General features: G+C 73.5%; 17 protein-coding genes. 16 read left to right on the plus strand and 1 reads right to left on the minus strand.

Going from position 1 to position 21,470, the window contains the following annotated elements; all coding sequences use genetic code 11:
* Positions 1-32: 32 nt before the first annotated feature.
* From AB0G16_RS08400 to AB0G16_RS08455, 12 genes are all read left to right on the plus strand, one after another.
* A complete protein-coding gene (locus tag AB0G16_RS08400; protein WP_362800658.1) occupies positions 33-1,268 on the plus strand; it encodes a class I SAM-dependent methyltransferase in 1,236 nt (411 codons plus the stop codon).
* Positions 1,265-2,062, plus strand: coding sequence for a sugar phosphate nucleotidyltransferase (locus AB0G16_RS08405; protein WP_362800661.1), 798 nt, complete (start codon positions 1,265-1,267; stop codon positions 2,060-2,062). The genes AB0G16_RS08400 and AB0G16_RS08405 overlap by 4 nt, the downstream gene beginning before the upstream one ends.
* Positions 2,059-2,709 carry a PIG-L deacetylase family protein gene (locus AB0G16_RS08410; protein ID WP_362800664.1) on the plus strand — a complete coding sequence of 217 codons (651 nt, stop codon included), beginning with the start codon at positions 2,059-2,061 and terminating at the stop codon, positions 2,707-2,709. The genes AB0G16_RS08405 and AB0G16_RS08410 overlap by 4 nt, the downstream gene beginning before the upstream one ends.
* 5 nt (positions 2,710-2,714) lie before the next feature.
* Positions 2,715-3,758, plus strand: coding sequence for an SDR family oxidoreductase (locus tag AB0G16_RS08415; protein WP_362800667.1), 1,044 nt, complete (start codon positions 2,715-2,717; stop codon positions 3,756-3,758).
* The gene (locus AB0G16_RS08420; protein ID WP_362800670.1) at positions 3,755-5,098 is read left to right on the plus strand and encodes a DUF4910 domain-containing protein; all 1,344 of its coding nucleotides are present in this window, start codon (positions 3,755-3,757) and stop codon (positions 5,096-5,098) included. The genes AB0G16_RS08415 and AB0G16_RS08420 overlap by 4 nt, the downstream gene beginning before the upstream one ends.
* Positions 5,095-6,312: a hypothetical protein gene (locus AB0G16_RS08425; RefSeq protein ID WP_362800673.1), complete on the plus strand. Its 1,218-nt coding sequence runs from the start codon at positions 5,095-5,097 to the stop codon at positions 6,310-6,312. The genes AB0G16_RS08420 and AB0G16_RS08425 overlap by 4 nt, the downstream gene beginning before the upstream one ends.
* Before the next feature lie 59 nt (positions 6,313-6,371).
* Positions 6,372-8,045: a lipopolysaccharide biosynthesis protein gene (locus AB0G16_RS08430; protein WP_362800675.1), complete on the plus strand. Its 1,674-nt coding sequence runs from the start codon at positions 6,372-6,374 to the stop codon at positions 8,043-8,045.
* A gap of 95 nt (positions 8,046-8,140) precedes the next feature.
* Entirely contained in the window at positions 8,141-9,034 is an 894-nt protein-coding gene (locus AB0G16_RS08435) for a glycosyltransferase family 2 protein (protein WP_362800678.1), read from the plus strand.
* A 71-nt stretch (positions 9,035-9,105) separates the two neighbouring features.
* A complete protein-coding gene (locus AB0G16_RS08440; RefSeq protein ID WP_362800681.1) occupies positions 9,106-10,032 on the plus strand; it encodes a hypothetical protein in 927 nt (308 codons plus the stop codon).
* A gap of 183 nt (positions 10,033-10,215) precedes the next feature.
* Positions 10,216-11,331: a hypothetical protein gene (locus tag AB0G16_RS08445; protein WP_362800684.1), complete on the plus strand. Its 1,116-nt coding sequence runs from the start codon at positions 10,216-10,218 to the stop codon at positions 11,329-11,331.
* Between the two features lie 74 nt (positions 11,332-11,405).
* The gene (locus tag AB0G16_RS08450; protein WP_362800687.1) at positions 11,406-12,128 is read left to right on the plus strand and encodes a hypothetical protein; all 723 of its coding nucleotides are present in this window, start codon (positions 11,406-11,408) and stop codon (positions 12,126-12,128) included.
* Positions 12,129-12,135: 7 nt separating this feature from the next.
* Positions 12,136-13,536 (plus strand): O-antigen ligase family protein, encoded by a 1,401-nt coding sequence (locus AB0G16_RS08455; protein ID WP_362800690.1) that lies wholly within the window; start codon positions 12,136-12,138, stop codon positions 13,534-13,536.
* On the opposite strand, the gene AB0G16_RS08460 is transcribed toward AB0G16_RS08455, so the two are convergent.
* Complete coding sequence (locus AB0G16_RS08460; protein ID WP_362800692.1) at positions 13,475-14,023, minus strand: dTDP-4-dehydrorhamnose 3,5-epimerase family protein; 549 nt, start codon at positions 14,021-14,023, stop codon at positions 13,475-13,477. The two genes, AB0G16_RS08455 and AB0G16_RS08460, sit on opposite strands and share 62 nt — an antisense overlap.
* Positions 14,024-14,344: 321 nt before the next feature.
* On the opposite strand from AB0G16_RS08460, the gene AB0G16_RS08465 reads away from it, so the two are divergent.
* The 4 genes from AB0G16_RS08465 (at position 14,345) to AB0G16_RS08480 (ending at position 21,373) form a co-directional block, all read left to right on the plus strand.
* Positions 14,345-15,082, plus strand: coding sequence for a WecB/TagA/CpsF family glycosyltransferase (locus AB0G16_RS08465; RefSeq protein WP_362800694.1), 738 nt, complete (start codon positions 14,345-14,347; stop codon positions 15,080-15,082).
* Positions 15,079-17,523: a glycosyltransferase gene (locus tag AB0G16_RS08470; RefSeq protein WP_362800697.1), complete on the plus strand. Its 2,445-nt coding sequence runs from the start codon at positions 15,079-15,081 to the stop codon at positions 17,521-17,523. The genes AB0G16_RS08465 and AB0G16_RS08470 overlap by 4 nt, the downstream gene beginning before the upstream one ends.
* Complete coding sequence (locus tag AB0G16_RS08475) at positions 17,523-19,052, plus strand: hypothetical protein (protein ID WP_362800700.1); 1,530 nt, start codon at positions 17,523-17,525, stop codon at positions 19,050-19,052. The genes AB0G16_RS08470 and AB0G16_RS08475 overlap by 1 nt, the downstream gene beginning before the upstream one ends.
* 545 nt (positions 19,053-19,597) lie before the next feature.
* The gene (locus AB0G16_RS08480; RefSeq protein WP_362800703.1) at positions 19,598-21,373 is read left to right on the plus strand and encodes a cellulose binding domain-containing protein; all 1,776 of its coding nucleotides are present in this window, start codon (positions 19,598-19,600) and stop codon (positions 21,371-21,373) included.
* The last annotated feature ends 97 nt before the right edge of the window (positions 21,374-21,470 follow it).

Raw genomic sequence — 21,470 nt, forward strand, 5'->3', positions numbered from 1 at the left:
GGGGCCGCGTCCCGGGACGAGAGGGCGTGTCCATGACCACCTGCAGGCTGTGCGGCTCGACGAGCCTGGCGAGCGTCGTCGACCTCGGCGCCACGCCGCCGTGCGAGCGCTTCCTCACCGAGGCGCAGCTGGAGGAGCCCGAGGTCACCTACCCGCTGCACCTGCGGGTCTGCACCGGCTGCCGGCTGGCGCAGATCCCGCCGCTGATCACCCCCGAGGAAACCTTCACCGAGTACGCCTACTTCTCCTCGTACTCGACCTCGTGGGTGGAGCACGCGCGCGTCTTCGTGCGGGGGGCGGTGGAACGGCTCGGGCTGGGATCCGGCTCGTTCGTGGTGGAGGTGGCCAGCAACGACGGCTACCTGCTGCGGCACGTCGCCGACCTCGGCATCCGCTGCCTGGGCGTCGAGCCGTCCGAGAACGTCGGCCGGGCCGCGCGGGAGGCCGGGGTGCCCACGTGGACGGCGTTCCTCGACCCGGTGACCGGCGCCTCGGTGCGGGCCGGGCACGGCCCGGCCGACCTGGTGGTGGCCAACAACGTCTACGCCCACGTACCGGACGTGATCGGCTTCACCCGGGGGCTGCGCGCGCTCGTCGCCGACGACGGCTGGGTCTCGATCGAGGTGCAGTACCTGCCGACGCTGATGGCGGGCAACCAGTACGACACGATCTACCACGAGCACTTCCAGTACTACACGGTCGACTCGGCGCGCGCCGCCCTGGCCGCCGGCGGGCTCCGCCTGGTGGACGTCGAGCGGCTGCCCACCCACGGCGGGTCGATCCGGCTGTGGGCCAGGCCCGAGGAATCCGCGGGGGAGCCGGGGGAGCGGGTGGCCGCGCTGCTCGCCGAGGAGAAGGCCGCGGGCCTGCACGAGCTGTCCGGGTACGCCGAGTTCGGCGCGCGGGTCGCCCGGGTGCGGCGCGACCTGCTCGCCTTCCTCCTGGACGCGGCCCGCCGGGGGAAGACGGTCGCCGGCTACGGCGCCCCCGGCAAGGGCAACACCCTGCTCAACCACTGCGGCATCCGGCCCGACCTGCTGCCCTTCACCGTGGACCGCAACCCGTACAAGCACGGCAGGTTCACGCCCGGGACGCGCATCCCGATCCTGCCGCCCGAGCGCCTGGCCGAGGAACGGCCCGACTACGTGCTGGTCCTGCCGTGGAACCTGCGCGAGGAGCTCGTCGTCCAGCTCTCCCACGTGCACGCCTGGGGAGGCCGGCTGGTCTTCCCCATTCCCGAACTGGAGATCGTCGAGGTGAACCCGTGAAGGTCGTCCTCTTCTGCGGCGGATACGGCAGCAGGATGCGCACCGGCACCGCCGGCGACGTGCCCAAGCCCATGCAGCTCGTCGGGCCCCGGCCGCTCATCTGGCATGTGATGCGCTACTACGCGCACTTCGGGCACACCGAGTTCGTCCTCTGCCTGGGCTACGGCGCCGACCACATCAAGGAGTTCTTCCTGAACTACCGGGAGACGACGTCCAACGACTTCGTGCTCCGCGGCGGCAGGGTCGAGCTGCTGTCCACAGACATCTCCGAGTGGTCGATCTCGTTCGTGCAGACCGGGATCACCTCGCCGATCGGCGAGCGGCTGCGCCGGGTCCGCGACCACCTGGACGGCGAGGAGATGTTCCTGGCCAACTACGCCGACGTGCTCACCGACGCGCCGCTGCCGGAGATCGTCGACCGGTTCGCCGCCTCCGGCGCCGCCGCGTCGATGATGGTGGTGCCGCCCTCGGACACCTTCCACTGCATCGAGCTGGGGGAGCGCGGCGCGGTCGGCGGCATCACCCCGGTCAGCGAGATGCCGCTCTGGGTCAACGGCGGCTACTTCGTGCTCCGGCAGGAGATCTTCGAGCACATCCCGCCCGGCGGCGACCTGGTCGGCGACGGCTGCGCCGAGCTGGCCAAGCGGGGCAGGCTGCTGGCCTACCCGCACCGCGGCTACTGGCGGCCGACCGACACGGTCAGGGAGCGGGTCGCCCTGGACGAGGCGTACTCGCGCGGCGAGCGCCCCTGGGCGCTGTGGGAACGCGAGCCCGCGGCGGTGACGATCCCGTGATCGGTTTCCGGCCGGCCCGGACGGGCCGGATCGCGCTGCTGGCCGCGCACTGCGACGACCTCGCCATCGGGGCGGGCGGCACCCTGCTCACCCTGTGCTCGGCGCGCCCCGGCACGCGGGTGGACGCCCTGGTGCTGTCCGGCGGCGGGACCGCGCGCGAGGACGAGGAACGCGCGGCGCTGGCCGACTTCTGCCCCGGCGCCGACCTGCGGCTGACCGTGCTCAAGCTGCCCGACGGGCGGCTGCCCGCGTACTGGGAGGAGGCCAAGACGGCGGTGGAGGAGCTGCGCGCCCGCACCGACCCCGACCTGGTGTTCGCGCCGCACCGCGGCGACGCCCACCAGGACCACCGCGGCCTGGCGGAGCTGGTGCCCACCGCCTTCCGCGACCACCAGGTGCTCGGCTACGAGATCGTCAAGTGGGACGGCGACCTGGGCCGCCCCGGCGCCTACCAGCCGCTCGCGCCCGAGGTCGCCGAGGCCAAGGCGGAGCTGCTGGAGCGGCACTACCCCTCCCAGCACGGGCGGCCCTGGTACGACCGCGAGGCGTTCCTCGGGCTGGCCCGCCTGCGCGGCATCGAGTGCCGCGCCCGCCATGCCGAGGCGTTCCACGTCGGCAAACTGACCTTCGACCTGGCTGGAGGGTGAACCCCATGCGCGTGCTGCTGACCGGGCACCAGGGATACCTGGGGAGCGTGATGGCCCCGGTGCTCGCCGCCGGGGGCCACGAGGTGACCGGGCTGGACTCGGGGCTGTTCGCCGGGTGCGTGCTGGGCCCCGCGCCCGGCGACCCGCCCGGGCACGCCGTCGACCTGCGGGACGTCACCGCCGGCATGCTGGAGGGGATCGACGCGGTGGTGCACCTGGCCGCGCTGTCCAACGACCCGCTGGGCGCCCTGGCGCCCGAGCTGACCTACGACATCAACCACCGCGCCGCGGTGCGCCTGGCCCGGCTGGCCCGCGACGCGGGCGTGCGCCGGTTCCTGTACGCCTCCACCTGCTCGGTCTACGGCGCCTCCGGCGAGGACCTGGTCGACGAGGACGCGCCGCTGCGGCCGGTGACCCCGTACGCCGACTCCAAGGTGCGCGTCGAGGACGACCTGCTGGCGCTGGCCGACGACGACTTCAGCCCGGTGTTCCTGCGCAACGCCACCGCCTTCGGGTTCTCGCCCCGGCTGCGCGCGGACATCGTGCTGAACAACCTCGTCGGGCACGCGCTGCTGTCCGGGCAGGTCAAGGTGCTCTCCGACGGCACCCCGTGGCGTCCCCTGGTGCACGCCGCCGACATCGCCGACGTCTTCGCCCTGACGCTGACCGCGCCGCGCGAGATCGTGCACGCCAGGGCGTTCAACGTCGGTGACGAGGAGAACAACCTGACCGTCGCGCAGATCGCGGCCGAGGTCGCCGAGGCGGTGCCCGGCGCGGAGGTCGTGATCACCGGCGAGACCGGGGCCGACCCGCGCTCCTACCGGGTCGACTTCTCGCGGCTGCGGGCCGCGCTGCCCGGCCACCGGACCCGGTGGACGGTCAAGGCGGGCGCGGTCGAGCTGGCCGAGGCCTACCGGCGGTTCGGCCTGACGGGGGACGACTTCCGGGAGCGCTTCACCCGGCTGGCGCAGCTGGCGGCCCGGCGCGAGGCCGGGACCGTCGACGGCGCGCTGCGCCCGCGCCGCGCGACGGCGGGACGACCGGCGTGACCGGCGCGGACGGCACGGGTGGCGCGGGCGGTGTGACCGGTGCCGGTGGCGCGGGAGGCGCCGACGAGGGGCGTGAGATGCACGCCCTGGTGGAGCGGCTCTACCCGATCTGCCGCAGCATCACCGGCGACGGCGTGCGCCGCACGCTGGAGATCGTCGGGGAGTCCCTGCCGCTGCGGGTCAGCGAGGTGCCGACCGGCACCGAGGTCCTCGACTGGACCGTGCCCAGGGAGTGGAACATCCGCGACGCCTACGTCAAGGACGCCTCCGGCACCCGGGTCGTCGACTTCGCCGCGTCGAACCTGCACGTGGTCGGCTACAGCGTCCCGGTGTCGGCGACCATGACCCTGGACGAGCTGCGCGGCCACCTGCACACGCTGCCCGAGCAGCCCGGCCTGGTCCCGTACCGGACGAGCTACTACGCGGAGACCTGGGGTTTCTGCCTGGCCCACGACACGCTGGAGGGCCTGCCCGACGGGCCGTACGAGGTCATGGTCGACTCCACGCTCGCCGACGGCCACCTGACCTACGGCGAGCACGTGGTGCCCGGCCGGGTCGCCGAGGAGGTGCTCGTCTCCTGTCACGTGTGCCACCCCTCGCTGGCCAACGACAACCTCGCGGGGATCGCCGTGGCCGTCCGGCTGGCGCGCCGGCTCGCCGGGAGCGACCCGTGGTACACCTACCGCTTCGTGTTCGCGCCGGGCACCATCGGCGCGATCACCTGGCTGGCGCGCAACCGCGAGCGCGTCGGGCGCGTCCGGCACGGCCTGGTGCTGGCCTGCGCCGGGGACCGGGGCCCGCTGACGTACAAGCGCAGCAGGCGGGGGGAGGCCGTGATCGACCGGGCCGTCCGGCACGTCCTGCGCACCTCGGGGCGCGAGCACCGGGTCGTGGACTTCTCCCCGTACGGCTACGACGAGCGGCAGTTCTGCTCACCCGGCTTCGACCTGCCGGTCGGCTCCCTCACCCGGACCCCGTATGCCGGATACCCGGAATATCACACCTCGGGGGACAATCCGGGCTTCGTGTCGCCCGAGGCGATGGCGGACACCCTGGAGACCTGCTGGGAGGTCACCCGGGTGCTGGAGGGCGACCGCCGCTACCTCAACCTCAGCCCGTACGGCGAGCCGCAGCTCGGCAGGCGCGGCCTGTACGGATCGCTGGGCGGGCGCAGCGACGCCCAGGCGGCGCAGATGGCGATGCTGTGGGTGCTGAACCTCTCCGACGGGGAGCACGGCCTGCTGGACATCGCCGAACGCGCGGGCCTTCCCTTCGGCGCGGTGGCCGAGGCGGCACGCGCCCTGCACGGATCGGGACTTCTCAAGGAGTGTTCGCAATGACGGGCTTGCGGGTCGTGACCGGCGCGCCGGCGACCGGGACCCTCGGTCTCCGGGTCGGCGAGACGGTGGAGGTGCTCGGCGAGGCCGAGATCAGGGCCACCCTGGACGAGCGGGGGGAGCTGGAGGGGCTCCCCTTCATGCCGGAGATGCTGGCCTGGTGCGGGCGGCGGCTCACCGTGCACAAGGTGGCGCACAAGCTCTGCGACACGATCGGCGGCAGCGGCATGCGCCGCATGGAGCGGGCCGTCCACCTGACCGGGGCCCGCTGCGACGGCGCGGCGCACGGCGGCTGCCAGACGGCCTGCCAGTTCTACTGGAAGGAGGCGTGGCTCAGGCGGGTGACCCCGGAGAGCTCGTCCTCCCCGGCCGCCTCCGGTGGCGCGGCCACGAACGGCGCGGTCACGAACGGCGCGGTCACGGACGGCGCGGTCACCGGTGGCGCCCGGGTCGCTCCCGGTGCCCTGGTGCCCCCCGGAGCGCGGGTCACCCCCGCCACGGGACGCGACATCGCCGCGGGCCGGACCCTGCTGCCGGTCCTGCGGGCCGCCACCCGCAAGGAACCCGGCCCGGACGGCGAGGAGCGCTTCTCCTGCCAGGCCACCGAGCTGCTCCGCGCCGCGCCCGCCTGCCTGCCGCTCAAGGACGTCGGGCAGTACGTCGCCGACGTGCGCACCGGGAACGTGGGCGTGCCCTGGATGCTGCGCTCACTCCTGGTGGGCCTGTTCAACCGCTACCAGCAGGCCGCCAGGCGCCTCCTGCCGAGGTGGCTGTGGATCAGGGGCGGGATGCGCTGGGGGTTCGTCAGGGGCGAGGCCGGGGCGAGGACGCCGACGCGGACCCTGGACCTGCGGCCGGGCGAGCTCGTCCGGGTCAGGTCCAAGGAGGAGATCCTGAAGACGCTCAACGGCGACCTGCTCAACCGCGGCATGGGGTTCGAGGAGGAGATGTCGCGCTACTGCGGGCACGTGGCGCGGGTCAGCGCCCGGGTCGAGCGCTGCCTGGACGAGAAGACCGGCCGGATGCTGCGGATGAAGAACCCCTGCATCGTCCTGGAGGGCGTCGTCTGCTCGGGCGCGTACAACGTGAGCTGCCCGCGCGAGTTCGTGCCGTTCTGGCGGGAGATCTGGCTCGAACGCGTCGGGGAACGCGCCGAGCGAGGCGCCGGTGAAGGCGCCGGGGAAGGCGCGGGTGAAGGCGCGGGGGAACGCGGCTGAGCGCTCACCCCGCGAGACGCCCACCCACGGGCGGAAGGCACGGACGGCGGAAGGCACGGATGGACCAGCGGCAGACACAGGACGCCGGCGCGCACGGCACCGGCGCGCACGGTCCCTCCGGCGCGCCCGCCGCCGGCGCGCACGGCTCCTCCGGCATGCCTCCCGCCGGTGGGCACGGCCCCTCCGGTGGTTCCCCCGCGGGCGAGCACGGTCCCTCCGCCGGTGAGCAGGTGGGGGCGATCGGCGCCAAGGCCGGGCGCGGGCTGCGCTGGAGCCTGCTGGGCAACGTGGGCACCAAGGCGACCACCTTCGTCATGGGGCTGGTGCTCGCCCGGCTCCTCGCCCCCGAGGACTTCGGCCTCTACGCCATCGCGCTCGCCGCGACCACCTTCGTCATGCACGTCAACGACGTCGGCATCATCGCCGCCACCGTGCAGTGGCGCGGCCGGGTCGAGGACATGGCGCCGACGGCGACGGTCATGGCCATGGTGTTCAGCACGGGGATCTACGGGATCTTCTGGGTGGTGGCCCCCTACTTCGCCGAGCTGGCGGGCAGCGCGGAGGCCACGCCCGTGGTGAGGCTGCTCACCGCGATCATCCTCATCGACGGTGTCACCGCCGTGCGGGCGGGCTCGCTGATGCGCGGGTTCGGCCACGACAGGCTGACCAAGGCCAACATCGCGGGATCGCTCGTCAATGCCGGGGTGGCGGTCACCCTGGCCGCGAACGGCGCGGGCGCCTACAGCTTCGCCGCCGGGCAGGTCGCGGCCAACACGGTCACCGGCGTGCTGGTGTTCGCCTGGGTCGGGCTGCCGTTCCGGCTCGGCTTCGACCGGGAGGTCGCGGCCCGGCTGCTGCGGTTCGGCGCGCCGCTGGCGCTGGGCCTCGGCATCGAGGCGGTGCTGATGAACGCCGACTACGTCATCGTCGGCGCCGTGCTCGGCCCGGTCGCGCTCGGCTTCTACCTGCTGGCGTTCAACGTCTCCAGCTGGGTGCCCAGCGTGATCGGGACCGCGCTGCGCTACGTCACCGTGCCCAGTTTCTCCCGGCTGGCCGAGCAGCGGCCGGAGGCGCTCTCGCTGGGCGTGCAGCGGTCGGTGCCCCTGCTGGTCGCCGCCGTGCTGCCGGTCGCGGTGGTGACGGCCACGCTGGCGCCGGAGATCGTGGCGTTCCTGTACGGCGAGAAGTGGGCGCCCGCCGCGGGGGTGCTGGCGCTGCTGGCGGTCCTGATGGTCGTGCGGATGCTCACGTCCCTGGCCTTCGACGTCCTCACCTCGGCGGGCGCAACCCGGGCCACGGTGTGGATGAACCTGGCCTGGGCCGCGGCGCTGGTGCCCGCCCTGTGGGCGGGGACGCACTGGTACGGGGTGCGCGGCGCCGCGATCGGGCACGCGCTGGCCGGGCTGCTGGTGGCCCTGCCGGTGGCGGCGCTGGCGCTGAGCCGCGCCGGGGTGCGCCTGGCCCCGGTCCCGGCCACGCTGGTACGCCCGCTGCTGGGCGCCGCGCTCGCGGCGGTGGTCACGGTGACGCTCGCCCACGCGGCCGAGGAGCTCGCGGGGCTCGCGGGGGCCGGGGGAGGGATGGGCGCGGGCGCCGCGCTGCTGCGGCTCTGCCTGGCCGGGGGCGGGGGACTGCTCGCCTACGTCCTCGTCGTCGTTCCCGCGGCACGGCTGCGCGAGCTCCGCCGGCTCGGACCGCTGGCGCGGCTCAGGGGACGGGGACGGCCCGGATGACCCGCACGACCGGCAAGGCCCGCACGACCCGCACGACCCGGAAGGCCCGGAAGGCCCGGACGTTCCGGGTGAACGGATGGAGAGGAGAGGACCGGATGCCGAACTCCGACACGCTGGTGTCCATCGTGCTTCCCGTACGCAACGGGGCCGATCGGATCGAGGGCGCGGTCCGCTCGGTGCTCGCCCAGGACCACGAGAACCTCCAGCTCGTGATCTCCGACAACGCGTCCACGGACGGAACCGAGGAGATCTGCCGCGACCTGGCCGCCGGCGACCGCAGGATCGCCTACCGCAGGCACCCGGAGAACGTGGGCCTGTTCGAGAACTTCGTCGGCACGGTCGCCTTGACCGACGGGGCGTTCTTCCGCTGGGTCGGTGACGACGACCGGCTGGGGCCCGCGTGCGTCTCCCGGTCGCTGCGGGCGTTCGCCGAGGACGATCGGCTCGTCCTGGTGTCCACGCAGGTCGCCTACACCGGACCCGACGGGGCCGTCGCCACCGCCCCCCTGGACCGTCCCGGGCTGGGCTCGGACGACCCGGTCGAGCGCTTCACCGAGATGCTGCGGCTGCTCAACGAGAGCCACCTGCTCGTCGACCCGCTGTACGGCCTGCTGCGGCGCGACCCGCTGGCCCGGATCCCCCGGCGGAACATGCTCCGCGAGGACGAGGTGTTCGCGGCGAAGCTGGCGCTGGCAGGGCCGTGGGGGCACGTCCCGGAGGTCCTGGCCCACCGCAACTGGAAGCACGACCCGCTCACCGCGATCGCCCGCCGCCTGGACGTGCCGCCCTGGCGGGCCCGCTGCTCCACCGTCCTGCAGTGCGCCGAGCTGCTCGGGTGGCTGCGGGGGAGCGACCTCGACGCGCGGCAGCGCCGCCGCGCCCGCGCGGCCGTCCTGGCCATGTACGCCCGCCGCCACCGGCTGACCGTGGCCCGCCGGGGGCGCAGGCTCGCCTCGGCCGCGTCCGGCCTCCTCGGCGCCGGGCGGTGAGAGGCCTCCCCGAGCCGCACGTCCCGTGACCGACCAGCGATCTCATCGAACCCCCAGCGAGGAGAACCACCGTGACCACCGTTTTCTCCAACAGCGGAGTGGACGACGACACCCGCAGGGAGCTGCTCTACGGCGGGCAGGTCTTCGTCTACCCGGCGACGTCCGCCTCCGGCCGCCTGGCCGCCTTCGCCCGGGAACTGGTCGCCGAGGCGTTCGGCGGGCGGGACCCGGAGACCGCCCAGTTCGACATGCCGGTCGAGGAGTTCGCCGAGCTGCTCGCGTCGCTCAAGCCCCGCTTCATCCACCACCCCCGGTGCAAGGAGCTGCTGCCGGCGCTGCTGGAGGAGCTGGGCTGCGACCTGGAGCGGACCTACTTCGACGTGCCCAGGCTGCGCACCTCCACCTCGCACGACTACCTGACCTCGGGCATCTCCTACGCCTTCCACCCGCACCGCGACTGCTGGTACTCGGCCCCGTTCAACCAGGTCAACTGGTGGATCCCGGTCTACGCGGTGGTCCCGGAGAACGTGATGGCCTTCCACCCCCAGTACTTCGGCACCCCGGTGCGCAACGGCAGCGCGCGCTACGACTACGCCGAGTGGAACCGCACCAGCAGGGCCACCGCCGCCCGGCACGTGCGCGGCGACACCAGGGAGCAGCCCCGGCCCGAGGAGGAGGTGACGCTGGAGCCGCAGGTCCGGGTGGTGCCGGAACCCGGCGGGGTGATGGTCTTCTCCGGCGCCCAGCTGCACTCCACGGTGCCCAACACCTCGGGCAGGACCCGCTTCAGCATCGACTTCCGCACCGTGCACATCGACGACGTGCGCGCCCGGCGCGGCGCGCGCAACGTGGACGCGGCGTGCACCGGCACCACCCTGCGCGACTTCGTGCGCTGCGCCGACCTCGACCCCATGCCGGAGGAGCTGGCGCTGGCGTACGAGGCGGAGGCCCTGACCAGGTCCGGAGCGGGTCCCGAACGGGTCCCGAGCAGGTCCTGAACCGGTCCCGGGCACGTCCCGGCAGACCCGAGCAGACCCGAGCGGGGGCGGGTCGGCGGCGGATCCCGGCCGCCGCCACCCCGATGTGATCCCCGTGACGCCACAGTGACAAGGAGTTCGCGTGCCGCGATCAACACCCATCGTGTCCCGGGCGTCCGGGCCACCCGGGAGAGCGGGGACGTAGTGGAGTTCTGGAAGACCCTCCTCGGCCTCGTCAGGAGGAGGTGGATCGGGTTCCCGCTGCTCGGCCTGGCGCTCGTCGCCGCCGTGGTCACCTTCGCGCTGGTGCCCGTACGCCACGTGTCGAGCACGTCCATGGTGCTGACCACGCCTCCGGCCGGAGGGACGCTGGACCCGGTCACGCCGCAGGGGCGCAGCAACCCGCTGCTGCAGTTCAGCGACGGGCTGCGGACCACGGCCGGCATCCTCATCCTGGCCATGAACACCAAGGCGGTCATGGCGGAGCTGGGCGTGACCGAGGACGGCCCCACCGAGGTCACGATCAACGACGGGCGCAACGATCCCAGCATGATGGGCATCCTGACGAACGGCCCCTTCGTGTACGTCAGGGTCGAGAGCGGCTCCGCCGACACCGTCCGGACCGTCATGACGGAGGCCCAGGCCCGCCTCAGGGCCGAGCTGACCCGCAGGCAGCAGGTGCTCGGCGCCCCCAACTCCACCTACATCGGGCTGGTCGAGGTGGTCCCGCCCGCACCGCCGGAGGCGGACCGGAGCGGCCCGGCGCGGGCCGCGGGCGGCGCGGCGTTCCTGGTGGTCCTCCTCGGCCTCGGGACCGCGTACGCCGTGGAGCGCCGCAGGGTGTTCCGGCGCCGGTCCGGCGACGGCCGGGCCGAAGGGTCCGCGAGCACCGTCACGGCCCCGGCGGACCCGGGCCGGCCGGTGACCCCCGAGGGGCCGGCGCACCAGGGCGGGACGGCCGCGGACGGAACCGGTCCCGGCACGACCACCCCGGGCGGAACGGCCCCGGGCAAGGCCGCGACGGGCAAGGCGGCGACGGGCAAGGCCGCCTCGGACGGGGCGGCTCCCGGCGGGGCGGCCCGCCCGGGAGGCGCGGCGGGACGCGGCGACGGCGGCGGCCGGGACGACCGAGGACGCGGCGGCGATGACGGCGGGCGGGACGGCAGGGACGACCGGGACCGGCCCGTCGTGCTCCACCCGGCGGACCCGGCCGGCCGGGAGAAGGACGGCCCGGAGGACGGGAGGGCCATGAGGCGGCGCAGGCGCAGGGCGGCGGCGCGGCGGGCGGGCGGTACGAGGCACGGGCGGCGCAGGCGGTAGACGACCCGGTCACCGGCAGGGGAGCCCACGGTTCCCCTGCCCGGCGGCCCCCATCGGGCCGGAAAGGAGAACGCGTGGACTTCTGGGGAACGGTGCTCATCGTGGCACGGCGCTGGTACGTCGCCCTGCCGACGTTCCTGCTCTCCCTGGGTGCCGCCGTCGGCGTCTACACGACGATCCCGACGCCCTACGTATCGAACGCGGTGCTCGTCCTGACCATCCCGCCCAGCGGCGGAAGCCTGCCGAGCGACCCGACCCGTCCCAACGGGCTGACCAATCCCCTGCTCAACTTCGACCAGGGCCTGAGCATGTCCGCCTCGATGCTCATCCAGGTGATCAGCACCCCCGAGTCCACGCGGGCCCTCGGCGTGCAGCCGGAGGGCGAGACGACCTTCACGGTCACCAACGGCGGCACCAACCCCGAGGCGATGGACGGGGGACCGTTCGTCTACATCGAGGGCAAGAGCATGTCACCGGACGGGGCGCGGGACATCGTGACGCGGGTCAGGGACCGGGCGCGAACGGAGCTGGCCGCCCGGCAGAGGGAGCTGAACGCGCCGCCGGCGACCTACATCGCGATGAGCGAGATGGTGCCGCCGACCGAGCCGATGCCCCAGCGCGGGGGCAAGTCGCGCGGCGCGGCCGCGGCCCTGCTGCTGGGGGTGCTCGCGAGCCTGGCCTCGGTGTTCTCCCTGGAGAGCTTCCTGGCCGCCCGCGCGCGCAGGCGGGGCGACCGGCGGCCGGTGCCGTCCGCGTCCGGCCGGCGGCCCGCCGAACCGTCGGCGCTGCGGCGGTGAGGGCCCCGTGACGACCGTGCCGCTTCCCGCCTCCCTCGACCGTCCCGGCCTGCGCGCGGCCGACGGGGCCACCCTGGCCGCCGTGTTCGCGGTGGTCCTGATGCTCTCGCCCGCGCGGCTGGTCTTCCGGGGGCTGCCGTTCTCGCTCACCCCGGCCGACGCGCTGGGCCTGTTCGCCGCGCTGTGGTGGTTCTGCGCCCACCTCACCGTCACGCTCGGCGCCGCCAAGGGCTCCAACCCCGTGCGCACCGCGCTGTTCGCGTACGGCGCCGCGATGCTCCTCACCTACGGGTACGCCAGCGCCGCCTACCTGCCACCCGACGAGCTCGACATGGCCGACCACGCCATCGTCCTCGTCGTGGCGCTGGTCGGCATCGGGCTCGCCGCGTGCGACGGCGTCCGCGGCAGGGAACGGCTGGACTTCGTCCTGCGGTCCCTCGTGGTCGCCGGAGCGGCCGTCGGGGTCGTCGCGGCGCTGCAGTTCGTGCTCGAGTTCGACCTCACCAAGTACCTGGACTTCCCCGGTTTCCGCTTCACCGCCGAGCTGCCGGCGATCCTGGAGAGGAACACGCTGCGCCGCGTCGCGGCCACCACCGGGCATCCCATCGAGCTCGGCGTGGTCTGCGCGATGCTCATCCCCCTCGCGTTGCACTACGCGTTCGACGCCCGCGACCGGGGCGCTCCCGCGCTGCGGTGGTGGGTCTGCTGCGCGCTGATCGGCGCCGGGCTGATGTTCTCGGTGTCGAGGTCGGCGGTGCTGGGGCTCGCCGTGGTCGCCGCGGTGCTGATGGCCGGGTGGCCGGCGCGCCGCCGGCTCTGGGCGCTGGTCGGCGGCGCCGGCTTCCTGGCGGTGACGAAGGTGGCCGTGCCCGGCCTGCTCAGCGTGTTCCTCGGCCTGTTCACCAGCCTGTCGAGCGATTCGAGCATCCAGTACCGGACCCACGACTACGCGGTGGCCGCCACCGAGATCGGCAACCATCTCTGGGTCGGCCGCGGGCTGGGCACCTGGTACGCGCCCAAGCACCTGATCTTCGACAACCAGTACATCCTCTCGCTGGTGGAGACCGGCGTGATCGGCCTGCTCGCCTTCGCGGCGATCTTCCTGGCCGGGATCCGGGCGGCGCTGCGCGTCCGCCACCTCAGTTCCGACCCCGGGGTACGGGACCTGGGACTGAGCCTGGCGGCATGCCTGGTCGTCCCCCTGGTCGGGGCGGCCACCTTCGACCTGCGCTCGTTCGCGACCGTGGCCGGGCTGTCGTTCCTGATCATCGGCGTGACCGGCGCGCTGTTGCGGACCACCCGGCGGGCGAGGCCCCCCGGTACCGACGGCGGCACCGGAGAGGAGGTCACCCGGACAACCGGCCGCGCAGTTCCGCCCAGGAACCCGCCGCCAGATCACGCTCGCTGATCACGGCGACCGGCAGCGGCCAGCGGATGCCGAGCTCGGGGTCGTCGTAGCGGACGGCGAGGTCCTCGGCCGGGTCGTGCTCCCGGTCGATCCGGTAGCAGACGTCCGCCTGATCGGTCAGTGCCTGATAGCCGTGCAACAAGCCAGGAGGAACGTAGAGATGAACGAACGCCTCATCGTCGAGGACGACCGACATCTGTCGGCCGAAGGTGGCCGAGTCCGGCCGGGCGTCGACGAGCACGTCGTGCACGGCGCCACGGGCGCACCGGACGAGCTTGGCCTCCCCCCGGCCCCCCCGGCCGTGCAGGGCCCGGATCGTCCCCCCGCGGGACCGCGACTGGCTGTCCTGGATGAAGGCGGCGGGCCGCAGCCCGTGGGCGGCGGCGAGCTCGGCGTCGAAGGTGCGGGTGAAGAACCCCCGCTCGTCCCGGTGCGGGGTGGGGACGAACAGCAGGACGCCGTCGATCTCGGCGCGTTCGACTCTCATGGGTCCATCCTCCCCGTTCCCGGCGCCCCGGGCCATCGGCGACCGGGCGGCGACACCGTTCCCCGAACCCGACAGAACGGCTCTTCTCTGCACGCCTCCCCGCACAACGGTTTCTCGCAGAACGGTTCCTCGCGGCAGGGCTCTTCGCATGACGCCCCCTCCCGGCGTGGTTCACCCCAGAACGGCTCCTCACGGCACGGTCCTCCCGATGACGATCCCTCCCGGTCCGGTCTCCCGCGGAACGGATCCTCCACGGCCACACCGTCCGGCCGGGACGACGGGGCGGGACACGCGCGCGTCCGGGTCGGCGCCGTCGAGGTCATGGCGATCGGCGAGGCGGAGCTGCTGGACCGGGTGGCCACCGGATGGCGGCGGGGACGGGGCGGCGCGATCGTCACCGCGAACGTCGACATCGTCCGCGCCGCCACCCGTACGCCCGCGCTGGCCGCGCTGGTCGCCCGCTCCGAGATCGTCGTCGCCGACGGCATGCCGGTGGTCTGGGCGGCGAGGATCGCCGGCCTGGCCCTTCCCGGACGGGTCACCGGTGCCTCGCTCGTCCACTCCCTGGCCGGGCGGGCCGCCCTGGAGAACCGCTCGATCTACCTGCTCGGCGGGGAGCCCGGCGTGCCCGAGGCCGCCGCGCGGGTCCTGACCGGGAGCCACCCCGGCCTGCGGGTGGCGGGCACCTGCTCGCCCCCCTTCGGGTTCGACAGGACGCCACGGGGCCTGCGGGAGGTGGTCGCCCGGGTGAGCGCCACCGAGCCGGACCTCGTCATGGTCGGGCTCGGGTTCCCCAAGCAGGAGAGGGTCATCGAGGCCCTCCGGGCGGAATGGCCGCACGCCTGGTACCTGGGCTGCGGGGCCGGCATCCCGATGGCCGCCGGGCGGTTCCGCCGGGCGCCGGTGGCGTTCCAGCGGATGGGGGCCGAGTGGCTGTACCGGCTCGCGCTGGAACCACGCCGCCTGGCCCGCCGCTACCTGCGCGACGACGCGCCGTTCGCGCTCGCCCTCCTCGCGGGCGCCCTGCGCGACCGCCTGACCTCCCGGAGCCGTCGATGACACCCGAACGCCACGACGGCACCGGCACGAGCACGACCGTTCCCGGGACACCGCAACGCCACGACGGCACCGGAACCGGCACCGCAACCAGCACCAGTACCGGCACCGGCACCGGCACGACCGTTCCCGATCGGCTCCCGCTCGCCGTGGTGATCGTCACGTACGCGAGCGGCCGGGTCGTCGAGGGATGCCTGCGCTCGCTGGAGGCGGCCCTGGCCGGTGCCGGCCCCGCGCGGGTCATCGTGGTGGACAACGCCTCCCCCGACGACACCGTCGAGCGGGTACGCCGGGCCGCGCCCGGCGCGGAGGTCGTCCAGACCGGCCGCAACGGCGGCTTCGCCGCCGGGGTGAACGCGGGCATCGCCGCCGCGGACGGCTGTGACGTGCTCGTGCTGAACCCCGACATCCGGCTCGCGCCCGGCGCGCTGCTCCCCCTCCGGCGGGCGCTCGCCCTCCCGGGAACCGGGATCGCGGCACCACGCCTCACCTCCGAGACCGGAGAGCTCCACCTCTCCCTGCGCAGGCGTCCCACCGTGGCGAGGGCGCTGGGCGAGGCGCTGATCGGCGGGCACCGGGCCGGGCGGACCCCGGCCCTGGGTGAGCTGGTCGTCGATCCGGACGCCTACGACGGCCCGCGGACGGCCGACTGGGTGACCGGCGCGGCCTGGCTGGTCTCCCGCGCCTGCCTGGACGCCCTCGGCCCGCTGGACGAGCGCTACTTCCTGTACTCGGAGGAGACCGAGTACATGCTCCGGGCGGGGCGGGCCGGGTTCGCGATCCGCTACGAGCCCGCGTCCCACGCCGTGCACCTCGGCGGGGAGCAGTCCGTCTCCAGCCGGCTGTGGGCGATCTCCGCGGCCAACCGGGTCCGGATGCACCGGGAACTGCACGGCGGGCCGCGCGGCCTGCTGATGCGGCTGGCCGTCGGGCTCAACGAGCTGATCCGGGCGGTCGCCCGAGGCCGCGAGGGCGGCCGGCGGCACCGCGCCGCGCTGCGGGAACTGGTCACGATGCGCGAGTGGCCGCGCCTGCCCGAGGGAACGGCCCCGCCGGGCCCGCCGCCGTCCACGGCCCCCGGCGCCACCCCGGAGGACCGGGAGGCCGGGAAGGGCCGGGAGGCCGGGAAGGGCCGGGAGAGCAGGGGGAGCCGGGACGGCCGGCAGGCCGATGACGTGCCCGGCTACATCTGCTTCTCCGCGCAGGACTGGTGGTACCACAACCGGGCGCACTCGGACTTCCAGCTCATGCGCTCGGTCGCCGCCCACCGCAGGGTCCTGGTGGTCAACAGCATCGGGATGCGCATGCCGCTGCCCGGCAGGTCCACCCAGGTGCTGCGGCGGGTCGGGCGCAAGCTGCGCAGCGTCGCGATGCTCGTCCGGCGGCCGTTGCCCGAGCTGCCCGGTTTCTACGTGATGTCCCCGCTGCCGCTTCCCTTCTACGGATCGCCGACGGCCCGGCGGGTGAACGCCCTGCTGGTCCGGACCCAGGTGCGGGCCGTGGCGTGGGCGCTGGGGCTGCGCCGTCCCGTGATCATGGTGACGATCCCCACGGCATGGGACGTGGTGCGGCCGATGCGCAGGCGGGCGCTGGTGTTCAACCGCTCCGACCGGCACTCCTCGTTCCCCGAGTCCGACCGGGCGACGATCGAGGCGCTGGAGCGCGGCCTGCTGCGGGGCGCCGACCACGTGCTCTACGCCAGCAACGCACTGATGGGCGAGGAGATCGGGACCACCGGCGACCGGGCGTACTTCCTCGACCACGGGGTGGACACCGACCACTTCCGCAGGTGCCCGGAGAGTGAGCAGCCCGCCGACCTCCGTGCCGTTCCCGGGCCGCGCGTGGGGTTCTTCGGCGCGCTGGACGACTACCTGGTCGACGTCGACCTGCTCGAACGGCTCGCCGTCGAGCTGCCCTACGTCTCGCTGGTCCTGATCGGTGACGCGACCGTCCCGATGGAACGGCTGACCCGGCACCCGAACGTGCACTGGCTGGGTTTCAGGCCGTACGAGCGGATCCCCGCCTACGGGTCGGGATTCGACGTCGCGATCATGCCGTGGCTGGACACGCCGTGGATCAGGAACTCCAACCCGATCAAGCTGAAGGAGTACCTGGCGCTCGGCCTCCCGGTGGTCAGCACCTCCTTCGAGGAACTCGCCGGGTACGCCGACCGGGTGAGGATCGCCACCGACCCCGACCTCTTCGTGGACGCCGTACGCGCGGCCCTGCGCGAGGGCGGCCTGCTGCCGGCCGAGACCGTGCGCGCCTCGGTGCTGGGCGCGTCCTGGTCCTCCCGCGCCGAGCGGCTGATGGCACTCGTCGAACCGCCCACCGAACCACCCAGCGAACCGACGACCGGACCGCCCACCGAACCGTCCGCCCGGCCGACGACCGGACCGTCCGCCGAGCCGCTCGCCGGACCGGTGTCGGGCAGGGTCGCCTGATGACCTCCGAAGAGCGAGGACGACCGCCGGGACGCGGGCACGCGACCGTACGCGGGACCGGACGGTCACTGCCGGTCCTGGCCGGGGCGGGGGCGGTGACGCTGGCGATGCTGGGCTCCTGCGCGGTCGGCACGCCGGCGGGCGCTCCCCGCGCTCCGCTCACCGGCGCCACGGGCGCCTCTCCCGGGGGCACGCCGCTCCCGGGAGGTCCCCCGGACGTCCCCCCCTCACCCGGTGCCCTTCCGACCGGCACCCCCACGGCCGGCGTCCTCCCGAACGGTGGCGGGTCGACGGGCGGCACGTCGGCCACCGGAAACTCCTGGTCGGCCGCGGGCCCTCCCGCGACGGCCGCGCGGGTGCCGTGGGAGGGCGGCCCCGCCTACTACGGCCGGTTCGCCGCCCCGGCGGCGGCGGGCTGGACCAGCCCCTCGTTCTTCCCGGTGGGCGTCTGGTTCGAGTCGGTGATCACCCAGGCCGACGTGGACAAGGACAAGGCCGCCGGGATCAACACCTACGTCGAGCTGACCACCACCACGAACATGGAGCTCGTACGGAAGAACGGCATGTCGGCGCTGACGAACGTCCCCCTGCCCGGCTACGGCAAGGAGACGGTGGGCTGGCTGCTCGACGACGAGGTCGACATGTGGGCGAAGGCCGGGGACGCTCCGTGGACGGGAAAACACCCCGGCGAGGGGGCCCTGTGCATCCCCGAGAACAAGGGCTGCGGCTTCACCGTGCTGCGTACTCAGAAGAACCGGTTCCCACGGGGCGACGGAAGGATGCACTACGCCAACTACGGCAAGGGCGTGATGATGTGGGAGAGGGACGCGGACGCCGCCACGTTCGTCAACTACTTCACCGACGTCGTCTCGACGGACGTCTACTGGTACACCAGCGAGAGCGCCTGCCTGGACGGGAAGAACTTCCTGTCCCTGCCGCCCTCCCGGTGCCGCCGGGCCGCCAACTACGGCGCCGTCATCGACCGCCAGCGCGAGCTGGACGCGCTGGACGGACGCCTCCAGCCGATCTACGCCTTCGTCGAGGTCGGCTGGCCCGCCGAGAACGACACCCGGGCGATCGAGCCGTACCAGGTGACGGGCGCGGTCATGAGCTCGCTGATCCACGAGGCCCGGGGCATCATCTACTTCAACCACAACTTCGGCGGTCCGTGCCACTCCCAGCACGTCCTGCGCGAGAAGTGCGGGGAGAGGGTCAGGCCCGCGGTGACCGAGATCAACCGCAGGATCGCGAAGCTGGCGCCCGTGCTGAACACCCAGTCCTACCGGCACCGCTTCGGCCCCGGCCTCGACACCATGCTGAAACACCACCGGGGCTCGTCCTACGTCTTCGCGATGCCCCGCGCCGCGAGCACCCCCGGCAGGCGCACGTTCACCCTGCCCCGCGGGGTACGGGCCTCCCGGGCGGAGGTCCTCTTCGAGAACAGATCAGTGCCGATCGACCGCAGGGGCAGGTTCACCGACTCCTTCGCCGCCGAACACTCCCACCACATCTACCGGATCACCCCCTGACGTCCCGCGCCCGAGCGGACGCGACCGCCCCCGGCTCGCCGGCACCTTTCGGGTCCGGCCGTATGCCGGCGGCCGGACCGGGGCGGCGGGGGAGTGAAACGTTCAGGACCACCGCCCCCGCGGTGTTCCCACGGAACTACCGGGCGACCCCGGCCTGGCGGATCACGTTCTCGCTGCTGAGGGGACGCATGCCTGCCGTGCGGGATGTGATCGCCCGCGGGTCGTCCGCGTCCGCCGGGAGGCCGGGCCTCCGAAACTTTCAGTCGTTTCCTTGACAATTTTCGGGGCTCTTTCCACACTTGGGTGCCGAACGTGACGCACCGTCCCGCCCAATTGTTAACGCAAACATATTGTGATCATCCTTCTCGGGTCGGCGGCGATCATGCTCGGAGGTGATGGCGGCCGAGGAGACTCGCGCCGCCGAGCCGAGGACGCGGCGGGACGAACGGTCGTGGAAACCGTCGAGCCGCCTCGGCCGGACCGGCTTCACCTGCCAGAAGCATCCGGATGGCACGATCTCGGGAGGGTCCGTGGTACGGATCGTCATGGCAAGCGCTCTTCTCGCCACGTCACTGGTGGCGGTGGCCGGGCAGGCAGCGGCCGGACAGGTCGCGGCCGCGCCTGTCATCACCGTTTCGGACAGTGTGCGTCATCAGCAGATGGACGGCTTCGGCATCTCCACGGCGTTCCGCCGGGGCGAACTGCTGCGCAACCTGTCGACGACGCAGCAGAACGACATCCTCCGCCTGTGGTTCGACCGCGAGACCGGCGCGGGGCTCAGCATCCTGCGCCTGGGCATCGGCGCCTCACCGGCCGGCAGCCCGTACGACAAGATGGTCTCCATCCAGCCGCAGAACCCGGGCGGCCCCGACGCGCCGCCGAGATACGTGTGGGACGGCGACGACGGCGCCCAGGTGTGGCTGGCCAAGGTCGCGAAGTCGTACGGCGTGGAGCGGTTCTACGCCAACGCCTGGAGCGCCCCCGGCTACATGAAGGACAACGGGAGCGAGAACAACGGCGGCACCCTCAAGCCCGAGTGGCGCACGGCCTACGCCCGGTACCTGGCGCAGTACACGAAGTTCTACGCGCAGGAAGGCATCAAGATCACGGACTTGGGGTTCACCAACGAACCCGACTACACGTCGACCTACGAGTCCATGCGCTTCACCCCGGCCCAGGCCGCCGCCTTCGTCAAGGTCCTCGGCCCGATCGCGACCGACGTCAAGATCGCATGTTGCGACGCCTTCGGCTGGGACCAGGCCAAGGCGTACACCAACGCCATCGAGGCCGACCCCGAGGCACGCCGCTGGGTGTCCACCTACACGGGCCACACCTACGCCAGCCAGATAACGAGCCCGCAGCCCGGCAACAAGCGCACCTGGATGTCGGAGTGGGGCCCCGACGGGAGCACCTGGAACGAGAGCTGGGACGACGGGAGCAGCCAGGACGGCTTCACCGTCGCCCAGGCCATCCACCAGGCCCTCACCGTCGGCAACGTCAGCGGCTACATCTTCTGGCTGGGGGGCTCCTCGGGAGCCACCCGGGCGATGATCCAGATCGACCCGGCGGCGCGGACGTACCGCGTGTCCAAGCGGCTGTGGGCGATGGCGGCGTACAGCCGGTTCATCCGGCCGGGCGCGGTCCGGCTCGGCACGTCGACGAGCAACTCGGCGCTGAAGGTGTCGGCGTTCCTCAACGCCGACGGATCGAAGGTCGTCGGGGTACTGAACACCGGCAACTCGGCCGTCACCTGGGACGGCCTGCAGGGCGGCACCACCGCCTACGTCACCGACAACGCCAACTCGATGACGCGTTCCACGGTCACGGGCGGCGCCGTCACCCTCAGGCCGCGCTCCCTCACGACCGTCGTGATCGGCGCTCCGACCCCGACTCCCACCCCGACGCCGCCCCCGACCCCGACGCCGACCCCCACGCCCACCCCCACCCCGACGCCCACCCCGACTCCCACCCCCACGCCGACTCCCACGCCGACCCCGACGCCGACCCCCACCCCGACTCCCGTCCCCGGCGGGTGCACGGCGGCGGTCCAGACGGTGAACGCCTGGGGCGGCGGCTTCCAGTCCACCGTCACCGTGAAGGCCGGCTCCAGCGCGATCAACGGCTGGACGGTGAAGTGGACCTGGCCCGGCTCACAGTCCATCACCCAGTTGTGGGGAGGCGTACGGTCCGGCTCGGGAGCGGCCGTCACCGTCAAGAACGAGACCTGGAACGGCGGCCTCGCCGCCGACGCCACCACCACGTTCGGGTTCACCGCCACCGGCCCCGCCGCCACACCGCCAATGACATGTGAGGCCTCCTGACCCGGCGACGAGCGTGCCACGGCGCGGCGGTGAAGGCCGCCGCGCCCCGGTCGCGGGACGGGAAGTGGCTTTCACGTGCCGGGAGGGTTCGTGGTCC

The organism is Streptosporangium sp. NPDC023615 (assembly GCF_040640155.1).
Classification (GTDB): Bacteria; Actinomycetota; Actinomycetes; order Streptosporangiales; family Streptosporangiaceae; genus Streptosporangium.

Excerpts from the sequence above, each read along its gene's own strand:
- AB0G16_RS08400 (WP_362800658.1), top strand. The coding sequence starts at position 33 with ATGACCACCTGCAGGCTGTGCGGCTCGACGAGCCTGGCGAGCGTCGTC.
- AB0G16_RS08415 (WP_362800667.1), top strand. The coding sequence starts at position 2,715 with ATGCGCGTGCTGCTGACCGGGCACCAGGGATACCTGGGGAGCGTGATG.
- AB0G16_RS08425 (WP_362800673.1), top strand. The coding sequence starts at position 5,095 with ATGACGGGCTTGCGGGTCGTGACCGGCGCGCCGGCGACCGGGACCCTC.
- AB0G16_RS08430 (WP_362800675.1), top strand. The coding sequence starts at position 6,372 with ATGGACCAGCGGCAGACACAGGACGCCGGCGCGCACGGCACCGGCGCG.
- AB0G16_RS08435 (WP_362800678.1), top strand. The coding sequence starts at position 8,141 with ATGCCGAACTCCGACACGCTGGTGTCCATCGTGCTTCCCGTACGCAAC.
- AB0G16_RS08460 (WP_362800692.1), bottom strand. The coding sequence starts at position 14,023 with ATGAGAGTCGAACGCGCCGAGATCGACGGCGTCCTGCTGTTCGTCCCC.
- AB0G16_RS08465 (WP_362800694.1), top strand. The coding sequence starts at position 14,345 with ATGGCGATCGGCGAGGCGGAGCTGCTGGACCGGGTGGCCACCGGATGG.
- AB0G16_RS08470 (WP_362800697.1), top strand. The coding sequence starts at position 15,079 with ATGACACCCGAACGCCACGACGGCACCGGCACGAGCACGACCGTTCCC.
- AB0G16_RS08475 (WP_362800700.1), top strand. The coding sequence starts at position 17,523 with ATGACCTCCGAAGAGCGAGGACGACCGCCGGGACGCGGGCACGCGACC.
- AB0G16_RS08480 (WP_362800703.1), top strand. The coding sequence starts at position 19,598 with ATGGCAAGCGCTCTTCTCGCCACGTCACTGGTGGCGGTGGCCGGGCAG.